Below are 12,681 nucleotides of genomic sequence, written 5' to 3'. Positions count from 1 at the left end.
CCGATCACCCTATCGAGCGACAGTTTCGCGGAACTTTGAACACCTGTTCGATCGTTCGCTTAAAGTGCAGTGTCCGACCGAGCGGCCCTCGACGTCCCCCAGCCCGCCCCACCCAACACCCCCGCCCCACGCAACACCGGGGTCCCACGCAACACCGGGGTCCCGTGCACCGGACACAGTGCCACCCGCTCCACCGCCCCCCGCACCACCACCCGCACCAACGTCGGCCGCCGCCTCCGCAACGCCGTCACCTCAAGCCCACCCACCCCCACCGCGACGAAGAACCGACGCCACAGCACGTGCCACTCCCCACAGGCGGGGACCCGCGCACCGAAGTAGCCCAGCCACCGGTCGAACAACACCGCCGGCCCAGCGTCGGGCACGAGGCCAGGCTGGACACCACCGGGACCGGCACCACCAGACCCGGACTCACCGCCCTGGCTGACCCCGCCTGCTTCCAGCCCGTCGCCGAACACGTCGACGAGCTCGACGCGCGGGATCACCGTGCCGCGGTGCCCGATGCGACCCGCGACCGCCATGGCTGCGGCGGGCGGAGTGATCAAGACCGTGTCGGGCTGGGCGGCGAAGGCCCGGGCTGAGGCGTCCAAAGCGTGGCCGGGGGGCAGGGCACGGGGTGTGGCCCCAACGGACAGTTCGGCGTGGGACGTGGCGCCAGCCTGCAGTTCGGCACCGCGTGGGGCGCCAACGGTCGGTTCGGCCCGGGGCGCGGCACCGGCTGAGGGCGCGGTGCTGGACGGGGGCGTCGCGCTGGCGGAGGACACAGCGGCGGGCGGGAACTGCGCGTTGGCGAGGGGCCCATCGCCGAGCGGGGTCGCTAGGGCGGCGCGAGATGCGGCGGGGGCGGGCGGATGACCGGGTGCGTCCACGGTGGACCCAAGCTCAGCCCCACGGGTCGAAGTGGGCTCGGCGCCGGTCGAGGCGGGCACTAAGCCGCTTTTCGGGGCCGAAGGTCCCTGCTGGGACGAGGGGACAGGCCCAGCTAACCGGACTGGCTCAGCAGGCACGGATGAGACGGGCGGCGAGGCTGGGACCGGAGATCCCAGCTGAGACGAAGGGCCAGGTCCGGCTGACAAATCCGGCGCAGCAGCTGCAGTTGGCACCGCCGACGGGCCAGGCCCAGCTATCCAGTCTGGCGCAGCAGGCGCAGCAGGCGGGGTCGGTAGGAGCGAGGGGGCCAGGGCGGCGGCGTACCGAGGGCCGAGGGGGCCGAGTCGGGTCCACGGGACCAGGGCGGTCCGCACTTCGACCACCCCGGACCGCCCCAGCCCCAGCAGTCGGAGGGCTTCGGCGAGGTCTGCCGGGGTTCCGGTCCACAACGTCGGTTCGCGGGCGGCCAGGTAGGGCCGGCTCAGTGGGCACAGTGCCCACAGCCTGTCCGCCAGGTCCGCGGCCGGGACCGGTGGCAGGCCGGTTCCTCGCGCGCGGTAGAACGGGACCTCGTGGACGGCTCGCCAGGCGACCGCTGCCGCTGTCCGTTCCCAGGCCATCTGGGAAAATCGTGTCATCGCTGCCCGTTCCGAGGGTGGTCCGAATGGCCCTGCCTCTTGCTCCGTGTTGCCGATCCCCCTTCCCCGCAAGGGATTCCTGCGTATTATGCCCATTCCGGAACATCTTCTTTGGAGTCAACGCATGGCGGACATCCAGACGGGCCTGCGCACGCACAGGACGTTCATCATCTTCACCTTCGCCGCGGTCGTGGCGGCGGCGGCCGTCTGGGTCGGTTTCCCACACCAGAAATCGATTCCGAACGTGTGGGTGCTGCTGGCCAAGCTCGTCCCCTTCGTCCTCGCGGTGGAGGCCATCGCGGCCATTCGGTTCAGTCTGGCCCTGCGGCACAAGCTCGCCAGGATAGTCGTCCCGCTCTGCTTCCTGGTGTACTTCACCTTCTTCGTCCCGCAGATCTTCTTCGCCGCGGCCAACGAGCGCAGCTTCTACTACCTGGTGCTCACGCTCACGCCGTTCATCATCCTGGCGCTGACGCTGTCGCACCGGCTCGGCGGGGGCACGCCGGGCGGGGCGCGCAGGCTGGGCTACGCCATGATCGTCCTGCAGCTCTCCGGCCTGGAGGACCTGGCGTTCCTGACGATCAACCCGCACACCGACCCGGCCTGGACGCCGATCCCCGAGGTGTGGACCTGGGCCGACCACATGACCGTCCGGCTGGGACACCCGGCGACCAAGTACGAGGCGTTCACCCTGATCGCCGTGCACGTGATCGTCGCGGTGCTCATCCTGTCGCTGCCGGACCGGTTCTGGCTGCGGATCGTCGGCAAGGGCAAAAAGGACACTCCGCCCGCGCAGGACACGACGACCGCGGACAGCACCGCGCGCACGGACGACGACAAGGCCGCGACGGGTACGGAGTCCGAGCGGGTCACGCCTGCCGGCCAGCACTGACGATGGCCGCGCCCCCGGTCACCCGCGGCGCGCCGCCCAGGCGGGCCGCGCTGCGGGTGATCGCGGGGCGCGGTGTGGCACGGGCCTGCATCCAACTGTCCCTGTTGGCACTGCTCCCGGTGTGGGGCGCGGACGACTTCGGCCGTTACGTCGCCGCGACCGGGACGTTCGCCTGGCTCCAGGTGCTGGTCCTGGGGGTGGAGAAGGCCGCGCTCACCGCGATCCCGCGCACCCCGGTCCTCGGTGCCCACGTTGTCCGCATGTTGCTGGTCCGCGCCACCGCGCCGTTCGTGGTGGCGATCGCGGCCACCGCCGCGCTCGCCCCGGTCGGCGGCCGCCCGGCCCTCTACGCCGCCGCGGCGGCGAACACCGCGGGGCTCGGTCTGCTCGCCGTCCTCGCCGCCATGCACCGGCTGGCCGACCGGCCCGGCCGCGACTCCGCGGGCTACGTCACCTACGCCGCCTGGGTGTTGGCCATGGGTGGTCTGGCCGTGGCGGGCGTGTTGCGCCCCTACGGCTACCTCCTCGCGCTCACCGCCGGTCTGGCCGTGGTCTGCGCGGCCATGGCGGCGTTGATCCCCCGCCACCGTCCACTCCGGTCCCGTCCGGGCATGGCCGGCCTGCTGAACCGGCGCGTGCTGCTGCTCGGGTTCTCCGATGTGGCCGACGCCGCGGGTGTTTCAGTGCTTTACATCGTCTTGGCCGCGACCGCGCCGCCCGCGGAGAGCGCCCTGGTCTACGTCCTGATCCTGATCTCCAGCGCCCTCGGCGCGTTCGGCGTGTTGGTGCTGCGCCTGATCCAGCCGGCGACCTCGCTGCGCTTGCGCGGCACGGCCGGTGGAAGCGGTCGCGCGCTGGCCCGGCGCATCGCGGGGTGGACGGCGATCGCGGGTGGCACGGTCGTGCTCGCCACGGTGATCGCCCGCACCGTGTCCGGTCCCGCGATCGGCGAGAGCCGCGTGCTGCTCGGCGCGCTGGTCTTGGTCGAGATGACCGCCTACTGCGCCGTGGTCTACGCGGTGTTCCTGTTGGAGAACACCAACGGCGCGGTACTCGCGCTGACGACCGCCGCCGCGCTCGCCGGCCTGACCACCACGGTCGGCTCGGCGTTGGTGGCGACGGCGACGCTCGGCGCGGTCGGGGCCTTCCTCGCCCTGGTGGTGGGACTGGCCACCAAGGCCACCACGCTCCACATTAGACTGTCCACAGAAGACAGGCGGGTCACCACGGGCGGATAGGCACGGCCAGCGCGGCCTGGTCGGTCTGCTCGGCCCCCAGCGACTGCTTCTCCGGCGACTTCCCCTTGCCCAGCTCGACACCGGTCTTGCCACCGGCGATGGCCCACTCGATCTGCTTGGCCAGGTGGTAGAAGTACAGGTACTTCGCACCGCCCTGCTCGAGCGGGCGCTGCGTCCAGGACCGGACGATCGGCACGGTCGGGTGGTCGAACACCATGCCGAAGGCGATCAGCTGCCCGTTCTCGCGGTCGAGGTAGCTGTAGGAGTGCACGTCCGGCTGGGCCAGCAGCTCGCGCAGGTAGGCGCTCAAGATCCGCACCCGCGGGATGAGCTTGCCGCCGTACTTGTCGTCGTTCCAGCGCATGGCCTCGATGACGCGCACCTCGTCGACCTCGGTGGTCGCGGTGTGCCGCACGATCTCCAGCCGTTCGTTCTCGGCGACCTTGCGGTAGATCGCCCGCATGTTGCTGCGCCGACTGCGGCTCAACGACATCAGCCACTCCTCGGTGCCGCCCCAGCGGTGCACCGGCAGTGTCCACACCGGTTCGGTGGGCCGCACGACGCGAGCGCGGCCGACGGTGGCGGCCTGCGCGGCAGTGACCTGGCGCAGCACGAGGGCCAGGCAGCCCGGACCGAGCTCGCGGCGCATCGCGCGGGCGTAGGCGGTGGTGAGCACGGTGATCGGCACACCGTCGGCGAGCCACCAGCCCGGCACGGCACCGGTTCCCGGCCCGCGCACGTGCACCGCGCCCAGCCACGGCCGGGATCCGGCGGCGTTGAAGGAATACCGGTGCAACGGCGCCCCGAGCCACGCGGCGTTGACCACGCCGACCGGCTCGTCGCCGTCGAGCAGCACGGTGATCAGCTGGATCGTGCGCGCTCCCCAGGCCTGCGCGGCGAGCACCCGCCAGTCCCAGTCCGCGCGCAGCCCGGCGGTGCGGCGCAATGCCTGCCAGTAGGCGGGTTCCGGGTCGGTGCGCGGGTCGAAGATCTCCGTCCTCATGGCACGATCACCGGGGAACCGTGCCGCGGGCAGGACGCGACGGCACCGCGGGCACCTTCGACCGGCACCACGTCGACCAAGCGCGGGGACTGCTGGCGCAGCAAGGTGAACGCGAGTCCCAGCGGTGTCGCCCGGGCGTAGACGCGCTGCCAGTCCAGGTGCCACTGACCGCAGTCGCGGCGGTCACCGAGGATGCCCAGGACGTCGTCGGCGATGAGCCCAGTGTCCACGTCGGCGAGTTCGTCGATGGCGACCAGGGGCACCTGCCGGACGTGCTCGGGGAGCGCGTTGGCCAGGCGTGCCAGGTCTTTCGGGGCGCCGACGGCGATCACGGAGGGGGCGGTGAAGTCCACAACGGACTCCTCGGACGGCTCCACCACGGCGCAGCGCACTCCTTCCGGGAGGTCCATCGGGGGCAGTGCGCCGACCATGACGACGAGGCTGCCCGCGGGCGGGCGCAGCACGGTTCCGAGTCCGCGCACCGGATCCACGTCGGCGCGGCCACCGGCGAGCGGCACCAGCTCGGGCAGCCGTCCGGCTATCCGCGCGACCGGCACGGCCCCGCCGTCGTCGCCGAACCGCCCACTGACCACGACCGGGTCCGTGCGACCGGACAGCGCCCACCGCTCCCGGTAGAACGGCACGGTCGCGAAGGACGACCGCACCACCCGCCGGTACCGCGCGCGCCAGCCCACCGATGTCCACACAACGAGGCAGTGTGCCACGCGGACGCCGCGAATCCGCCACACCTGGGAGGATTCGGCCGAGCGGACTAAGACCTGGTCTCAAAACTCGGCGTGTCGCCAGGTGAACCAACGGCCCGCCCCTGGCTCCGCACCGCCCGCCTGTGGGCCCGGCGCGACGGACCGGAAGTCCGTCAGAGAGACTGGGGGCCAGTGCCCGCCCTCTCGACCTGGAGCCTGTGATGCCGCAAGGGACCGTCCGTTGGTTCGACGCCGAACGGGGTTTCGGCTTCCTCGCGCCCGAGGACGGCTCGCCGGACGTGTTCGTGCACGCCTCCGAGATCGTCGAGGACGGCGGCGCGAGACTGCTCCGCGAGGGTCAGGCCGTCGTGTTCGAGGTCGGCGAGAACGACCGCGGGCCCCAAGCGCTGCGCGTTCGCGTCACCGCCGATGCGGTCACCGGCAGCGCCGTGGGCCTACTCGGCACCGTCAACTGGTACGAGCCGGGCAAGGGGTACGGCTTCGCGTCGCCGGACGGCGGCGGCGCCGACGTCTTCGTGCACAGCTCCGCCATCGTGACCGGCGGCGTGGTCACCGAGGGGCAGCGGGTGGCCTTCCTGGTCGTCGAAGGCGAGCGCGGCCCGCAGGCCGGGCACGTGATCCCGCTGGGAGCAGGGGCCGGCTCACCCGCTGCGGCTGGTGGCGCGGACGGTGCCGACGGCACGGTGGCCTGGTACGACGAGGACAAGGGCTTCGGTTTCATCAACCCCGACTCCGGCACCGGGGACGTCTTCGTTCACGCCCGAGCCCTGGCCGAGGGGCTGACGTGGCTCGCGGAGGGCGACCGCGTCGCCTACGAGGTGGCTAGTGGAGACAAGGGCCCGCAGGCCCGCGACGTGCACCTGGTCCGGGGCGCCGAGCCCGAGACGGCGCCGCAGGGGTCGGCACCTGCCGCTGCCGCTGGGCCGGCCGCGCGGGACGTGCCCGTACGAGGCGGCGAGGGCGTCGTCGCGCGCTACGACGGCGACCGCGGCTTCGGCTTCATCACCCCGGACGCAGGCGGCGACGATCTCTTCGCCCACGCGTCCGTGATCATGGGGTCGGAGCCGCTGCAGAAGGGTGACCGGGTCCGGTACACAGTGCGTCAGAGCGACCGGGGCCCGCAGGCCGATCGCGTCGAACGCCTCTGAAGAGGCGGCCCCACCGATGGCTGATCACTTCCCGACGAGAGTGCTCGTTCATCCCCGTCGATGGTGCCGGGCCGGCGGAGGTTGATCACGGTGCAGGCCAGCGTGAGTGGCGCCGGCGTGGTGCGTTCGGTCCGGTCGTAGCGCAGCCCGAGGCGTGTGAACCGCAGCAGCCAGGAGATGGCGCGTTCGACGACCCAGCGAACCCGGCCGAGGCGGGACTTGCCCTCAATCCCGCGCCGGGCGATACGGACCTTGATACCGCGGCGGGTCAGGTAGCGGCGGCAGCGGCGGTAGTCGTAGCCCTTGTCGGCGTGCAGCCTGTCCGGTCGGCATCGTGGCCGGCCCGCCCGACCGTGGTGGCCGCGCACGGTCGGGTTCGCGTCCAGCAGCGGCTCGAACAGCATGCTGTCGTGGGTGTTCGCCGCCGACAACATGATGTGCGGCGGTAGCCCGTTCGCGTCGCACAGAACGTGGTACTTGGAGCCGGCTTTACCCCGGTCAGTGGGGCTGCGGCCGGTCAGCTCGCCCCCCCCAGCAGCGGCGCGGCCGAGTTGGCCTTGCCGGGGGCGTTGCGGATGGCGTCCGGGCCGACGATGGCGCCCGCGCCGTAGCCGAGCACCAGGGTGAACAGGTAGAAGATCCCGATCAGCCCGATGGCCCAGACCACCGAGCGGCGGGCCTAGAGCCGGTCTTCGACCCGCCGCTGCCGCGTCGTCTTCGCCACGACTGCCCACGATCGACGACCAGGACCGGCAGGTTACGCAGTGACGCACCCTCAAGTCTTGAGACCAGGTCTAAGCCGTCGAGGCCGGATGGGACGGCGGTGCCAAGAGGACGGGGCGCACCGCGCGGCGGGGCAAGGGACGAGTCAGCCCGGTGCCCCGACGAGGCGGCACCGGGCTGGGCGCACTAGCCGACCGAGGCGACCTTCGAGGTGCCGCGCGCGGGCAGGACACGGGCCGCCGCCGTGCCCAGGCCACTGGGGCCGCGCAGGAGGCGGGTCGGGTTCTGCGGGGCGCCGGGGCTCTCCGGGAAGTGCTTGATCAGGTGCGGCTCGTCGTAGCGGAGGCATTTGTCGTGCCACTCGAGGATGCCCGAGAGCCAGTTCTTGAGCTCCTCGGCGTAGCCGGTGAGCGTCTCGCGGGCGGGGGCGTCGAGGTCGTAGTCCTCGAACAGCGCCGGCAGCCCGACGGCCACGACGTGCTCGAACTCCCGCATCCGGCCCTCCATCAGGTCACCGACGATGCGCATCGCGGTGTCGACGTCGGTGTCGAAGAAGTTCTGCACGACCAGGACCAGGTTGTGGATCTCCCCCTCGAACTGGATCTCCTTCTGGTAGGAGTACACGTCGTTGATCAGGCAGGCGTAGTCCATGGCGGCGTTCTCCATGGCCTGGATCGTGCGGTTGCGGTAGATCTCCGGCGGCACCGTGCGGCCGTGGCCGAGCCGGGACAGCGCCATGGTCAGGTCCGAGCCGAAGGTCTGCCTGCGCATCTCGATGTAGTCGACCGGGTCCGGGATGCGGTTCTGGTACTGGTTGGCCAGCTCCCACAGCCAGCTCTCGGCCATCACCTCGATCGCCGCGCGGAACGTGCGGCGCGCGTCGGCGGGCATCGGCGCCGTGGTGCGCTGCCACAGGTCCTGCAGGCCGCGTTCGAGGGCGTTGGCCGGGACCGGGGTGGGTTCGTCGTCGATCGGCATCAGCTGGGAGAACCGCTCGGTGAGCAGCTTGGCGCCGGTGAGGTCGCCGGTGCGGCCGAACACCAGCGGGTAGTAGTCGTCGCCGTAGGTGCCCCAGGTGAGCCAGCCGGAGGTGATGTCGAGCTGGTCGGCGGAGGCGTCCGGGTGGATGCCCGCCGCGCACAGCGGCAGGTCGTAGGCGCGCAGCTTCTCCTCGTCCCAGAGGCCCGGCAGCTCGTCGAGGATGCCGACCTGGCGCGACCAGTCGACGATCCGCTCGCGGGCGGCGTCGCGGTGCGGGTTCGTGCGCAGCGGGAACGGCATCCGCAGGTCGGGCTTGCGGACCGCGCCGACCTGCTCGAACGGGACGTGGGTGAACGAGCGGGACCGCTGCCGGTGGGTGGCGAGCAGCGACGGGATGATGCGCGCCGCCGAGGTGCCCAGGCCCAGCGGGCCGCCGAGCACGCCGGTGCCCGCGGCGCCGCCGCCGTTCATGTAGCGGCTGGAGCGCAGGTGCCACTCGTGGCCGCCGGACTGCCAGTCCTGCAGGCCCTTGACGTAGGCGAGCACCGCGGCCTGGCCCGCCGGGTCGAGGCCGTGCTCGGCGAACAGCGGCGGCAGCTCGGCGAACACGGTGTGCTCGAACTGGTGCAGCCGCGAGGTGAGCAGGTCGTTGACCGCCTCGGCGGCCTCCTGGGTGCCCACGTCGAGGAACTTCTCGAACACCAGCACGCCGTTGCTGAGCTCGCCCTCGTCGAGGACCTCGCGCTCGTAGGAGAACAGGTCGTTGCGCAGGTGCACCGCGTCGGAGAAGGTGTCGCGCAGCACGTGCAGCGGGCGGCTGGCCGAGATCACCGCGGGCACCTCGGCGCCCGCGGCGTGCTCGACCAGGTTCGCCGACCAGGGCGCGCCGCCGACCTTGCGGCGCATCTCGATGTACTCCAGCGGGTTGGCGAGCCTGCCCGCGTTGATGTTGGCCAGCTCCCAGAGCGACTCGTCGAGCAGGTTGCGGGTGCTCTCGACGAACCGGCGGCGCCAGTCGGCCGACATGGCCGGGGTGGTGCGCGCCCACAGGTCGGCCAGGCCCGCCTCGACCGGGTTGGTCGGGGTGTCGGTGATCACGCCGTCGACCGGCATGAACAGGCGCAGCCGGTCGAGGTAGGCGCGGGCGCCGGTGATGTCGCGGGTGCGCTTGAACAGCTCGAGGAAGTGGTCGTCGAAGTAGAAGACCCACACGTACCAGTCGGTGATCAGGTCCAGCTCGGGGCCGTCGCAGTCGGGGTGGGTGTAGGCGCACAGCAGCGCGTAGTCGTGCGCGTCGAGGTCCTGCTCGGTCCAGATGACGGTGCCGTGCTGCGCGACGTCGATCATCTCCAGGTCGCGCGCCCACGCCTTGCTGTGCGTGCGCGCGCCCTCCAGGTTCGGGTTCAGCCTGGCCGGGTAGGGCGTGTAGAACTCCGGCAGCTGGAAGGGCTGCATCGCGCGCACCGGTACCTCTCTGGGGCCCAGTGCCCCCCGACGACCTCATGGACGCCGAAAGGCAACCAGTGCGCGGCACCCCGGGCCAACCCCCAACGGGCGATTCCACCCGATCGGGCAGTCCATGATCGACAAGGGCCACTGACGGTGGCGGTCCGGGGCGTCGGTTTCGCTGGGTAGGCTCAATCGCCATGCCCTCCCAGACCACAGCGGACACCCGGGCGCGGTTCGCCGTGGCGGGGGTGTTCCTGACCAACGGGGCGCTCTTCGCCAACGTGGTGCCGCGCTTCCCGGAGATCAAGGCGAGTCTGGGGCTGGGCAACGCCGCGCTGGGCACGGCGTTGGCGGCGTTCCCGCTCGGCGCGCTGGTGGCGGGGCTGTTCGCGCCCGCGCTGATCAACCGGTTCCGCTCGTCGCGGGTGGCCGCGCTGGGCATCGTGGTGCTGGCGGTCGCGCTGGCGGCGGTGGCGCTGGCCGGAAACTGGCTCACGTTCGCCGCGGTGATGCTGGTGGCGGGCGCGCTGGACTCGGTGATCGACGTGGCGCAGAACACCCACGGGCTGCGGGTGCAGCGCCGCTACGGCCGATCCATTGTGAACTCGTTTCACGGTGTGTGGAGCATCGGCGCGGTCGCGGGTGGACTGATGGGTTCGGCGGCGGCCGGGCTGTCGGTGCCGTTGGGCTGGCACATGCTCGCCTCGTCCGCGCTGTTCAGCGTGGTGGCGCTGGTGTGCTACCGCTTCATGCTGCCCGGCGACGACGACACCGAGCGGGTCCAGGAGGAGGCGCCGGTCACGGTGGCGCGGCGCTTCCGTGGGCCCACCGTGCGGTTGCTGGTCGCCTTCGGCGTGCTGGCCGCGTGCGGGGCGCTGGTCGAGGACGCGGGTTCGTCGTGGGGCGCGGTGTACCTGTCGGGCTCGCTGGGCGCGGGGGCGGCGACGGCCGGGTTGGCGTTCGTCTCCCTGCAGGTGGCCATGACTGCGGGCAGGCTGCTCGGCGACCGGGTGATCGACCGGTACGGCCAACGCCCGGTCGTCCGCGCGGGTGGCGCGCTGACGGCGGTGGGCCTCGGGTTCGCCTTAGCGGTGCCCGCCGTGTGGACCACGCTGGTCGGCTTCGCGCTCGCCGGGCTGGGCGTGGCGACGTTGATCCCGGCGGCGATGCACAGCGCGGACGAGCTGCCGGGACTGCCGTCGGGGGTGGGGTTGACGGTGGTGAGCTGGATGCTGCGGATCGGCAGCCTGGCGTCGCCACCGCTGGTGGGGGTGGTCGCCGACGCGGTCAGCCTGCGGGTGGGCCTGCTCAGCGTGGTGGTCGCGGGACTCGTCGTGCTGGTACTGGGTCGCGTCATGGCCAACAACACCCACCACTCCCCCGCCCCGGATCCCGGCTAGTCCGATAGCACTGCCCCGGCATGAGACCCCGTTTCGCCTGAACCGGCCCCGTCCCCTCCAGGCGCTTTTCTACCTAAAGGTCACGCTCCCTCCCCCAAGTAGCGCACCGCCGCCATATCCAGCAACCAAACATTATCTTGATAGCTTATAGTGAGATGACTCTATAATTACTAGATTTTAATTACACATGGTATTGAACCGGTGCGCACCAGCCCGGGGTGGCACAGTGGCGGGGTGCGAGACGTCGTGATCGTCGGGGCTGGACCGGTCGGGCTGACCGCCGCGTTGTTGTTGCGGCGCAGGGGGTTCCGCGTCGTCGTCGCGGAACGGCACGAGGTGGCCTATCCGCTGCCGCGGGCGGTGCACCTGGACGGCGAAGTGCTGCGGGTGCTCCAGGACGCGGGCGTGGTGGGGCGGTTCCGCGCGGTCAGCCGAGCGATGCCGGGGCTGCGCCTGGTCGACGCCGAAACTCGTGCGCTCGCGGAGTTCCGGCGCGACGCGGTGGTGGGTCCCGGCGGGCACCCGGAGGCGTCCATGTTCGACCAACCCGCCCTGGAACGCCTGCTGCGCACCGAGATCGACGGCGACCTGCGCCTGGGCACGACCGTCACAGGGGTGTCCGGGCGCACCGTGCACACGACGTCCGGTCCGATCACCGCCGATGTCGTGCTGGCCTGCGACGGCGCCGACAGCGCGCTGCGCGAGCGGCTCGGGATCGGCACCCGCGAGCTCGGCAAGCCCGAGACGTGGCTGGTCGTCGACGTCGAGGCGCCCGCCCGGTTACCGGTGTGGGACGGCGTGCACCAGGTCTGCGACCCGGTCCGGGCCACCACGTTCATGCGGGTCACCGGCACGCGCTACCGGTGGGAGTTCCGGGTGGCCGACGGCGAGTCCCCCGACCCGCGGGCCCTGCTGCGCCCCTGGCTGGGCGAGGTCTCGTTCGACGACCTCGCGGTCCTGCGCGTCGCCACCTACACCTTCCGCGCTCGCACGGCGCGGCGTTGGCGCGCGGGCAACGTGTTCCTCCTCGGGGACGCCGCGCACGAGACGCCACCGTTCATCGGGCAGGGCCTGGGCGCGGGCCTGCGCGACGCGCACAACCTGGCCTGGAAGCTCGACCTGGTGGCGCGGGGCGCGCCGGACTGGCTGCTCGACACCTACCAGGCCGAGCGGCTCCCGCACGTCACCAGCACGATCCGCGGGGCGATGGCCGTCGGCTGGGCGCTGACCGGGGGCCGCGCCGCGCCGCTGCGCCGGTCGGTGGTGCGCGGCGCGGCGCGGGTGCCGGGGGTGTCCGCGGCGGCCCTGCGGATGTCCTCGCCGCGGTTGCGCCCCGGGCGGCTGGTCCTGCGGTCACCGCTGGCGGGGACCGTCTGCCCGCAGTGGCGCACCGCCGGGGGCTGGTCCGATGACCGGCTCGGCGCGCACCCGGTGGTGGTGGACCTGGACTCGCGGTTCGCCGGGTGGCTGCGCGGGGCCGGTGTTGTCGCGGCACTCATCCGTCCGGACCGGATCGTGCTGGGCACGGCCCGCGACGGGGCGGGCGCGGCTCGGCTCCACGACATCGCGGCCTGGCTGACCCGCCCGGCGTGACCC

10 protein-coding genes and 1 pseudogene are annotated in these 12,681 nt (G+C 72.1%); 5 read left to right on the top strand and 6 right to left on the bottom strand.

The features are described from left to right. Positions 1-59: 59 nt before the first annotated feature. Positions 60-608: a hypothetical protein gene (locus tag QSK30_RS12300; protein ID WP_285502365.1), complete on the bottom strand. Its 549-nt coding sequence runs from the start codon at positions 606-608 to the stop codon at positions 60-62. Between the two features lie 1,042 nt (positions 609-1,650). Between QSK30_RS12300 and QSK30_RS12295 the strand changes: the two genes are divergently transcribed. Then, positions 1,651-2,418 (top strand): hypothetical protein, encoded by a 768-nt coding sequence (locus QSK30_RS12295; protein ID WP_285502363.1) that lies wholly within the window; start codon positions 1,651-1,653, stop codon positions 2,416-2,418. Between the two features lie 2 nt (positions 2,419-2,420). Beyond that, positions 2,421-3,656, top strand: a complete 1,236-nt coding sequence (locus QSK30_RS12290) for a hypothetical protein (protein WP_285502361.1) — start codon at positions 2,421-2,423, stop codon at positions 3,654-3,656. Here QSK30_RS12290 and QSK30_RS12285 read toward each other — a convergent pair. Both QSK30_RS12285 and QSK30_RS12280 read right to left on the bottom strand, forming a co-directional pair. Beyond that, a complete protein-coding gene (locus tag QSK30_RS12285) occupies positions 3,640-4,659 on the bottom strand; it encodes a GNAT family N-acetyltransferase (protein ID WP_285502360.1) in 1,020 nt (339 codons plus the stop codon). The genes QSK30_RS12290 and QSK30_RS12285 overlap by 17 nt on opposite strands. Continuing rightward, a complete protein-coding gene (locus tag QSK30_RS12280) occupies positions 4,656-5,366 on the bottom strand; it encodes a hypothetical protein (protein ID WP_285502358.1) in 711 nt (236 codons plus the stop codon). Before QSK30_RS12280 ends, QSK30_RS12285 begins: the two co-directional genes overlap by 4 nt. Before the next feature lie 218 nt (positions 5,367-5,584). Between QSK30_RS12280 and QSK30_RS37150 the strand changes: the two genes are divergently transcribed. Beyond that, positions 5,585-6,532, top strand: a complete 948-nt coding sequence (locus tag QSK30_RS37150; RefSeq protein ID WP_502871831.1) for a cold-shock protein — start codon at positions 5,585-5,587, stop codon at positions 6,530-6,532. 74 nt (positions 6,533-6,606) lie between these two features. On the opposite strand, the pseudogene QSK30_RS12255 reads toward QSK30_RS37150, so the two are convergent. The 3 genes and pseudogenes from QSK30_RS12255 to QSK30_RS12245 form a co-directional block, all read right to left on the bottom strand. Then, positions 6,607-7,071: pseudogene (locus QSK30_RS12255) on the bottom strand (IS5 family transposase); the annotation flags it as partial. Continuing rightward, the gene (locus QSK30_RS12250) at positions 7,050-7,199 is read right to left on the bottom strand and encodes a hypothetical protein (RefSeq protein ID WP_285502519.1); all 150 of its coding nucleotides are present in this window, start codon (positions 7,197-7,199) and stop codon (positions 7,050-7,052) included. The pseudogene QSK30_RS12255 and the gene QSK30_RS12250, both read right to left, overlap by 22 nt. A gap of 242 nt (positions 7,200-7,441) precedes the next feature. Then, entirely contained in the window at positions 7,442-9,691 is a 2,250-nt protein-coding gene (locus QSK30_RS12245; RefSeq protein WP_285502515.1) for a family 2 encapsulin nanocompartment cargo protein terpene cyclase, read from the bottom strand. Between the two features lie 191 nt (positions 9,692-9,882). Between QSK30_RS12245 and QSK30_RS12240 the strand changes: the two genes are divergently transcribed. Continuing rightward, entirely contained in the window at positions 9,883-11,085 is a 1,203-nt protein-coding gene (locus QSK30_RS12240; RefSeq protein WP_285502357.1) for an MFS transporter, read from the top strand. A 234-nt stretch (positions 11,086-11,319) separates the two neighbouring features. Then, positions 11,320-12,678, top strand: coding sequence for a bifunctional 3-(3-hydroxy-phenyl)propionate/3-hydroxycinnamic acid hydroxylase (locus QSK30_RS12235; protein ID WP_285502356.1), 1,359 nt, complete (start codon positions 11,320-11,322; stop codon positions 12,676-12,678). Positions 12,679-12,681 lie beyond the last annotated feature (3 nt).

This window comes from Actinokineospora sp. NBRC 105648 (genome assembly GCF_030269645.1).
Lineage (GTDB): Bacteria > Actinomycetota > Actinomycetes > Mycobacteriales > Pseudonocardiaceae > Actinokineospora.
The sequence above is the reverse complement of the archived record's forward strand: the minus strand, read 5'-3'. Positions and strand labels throughout refer to the sequence as shown.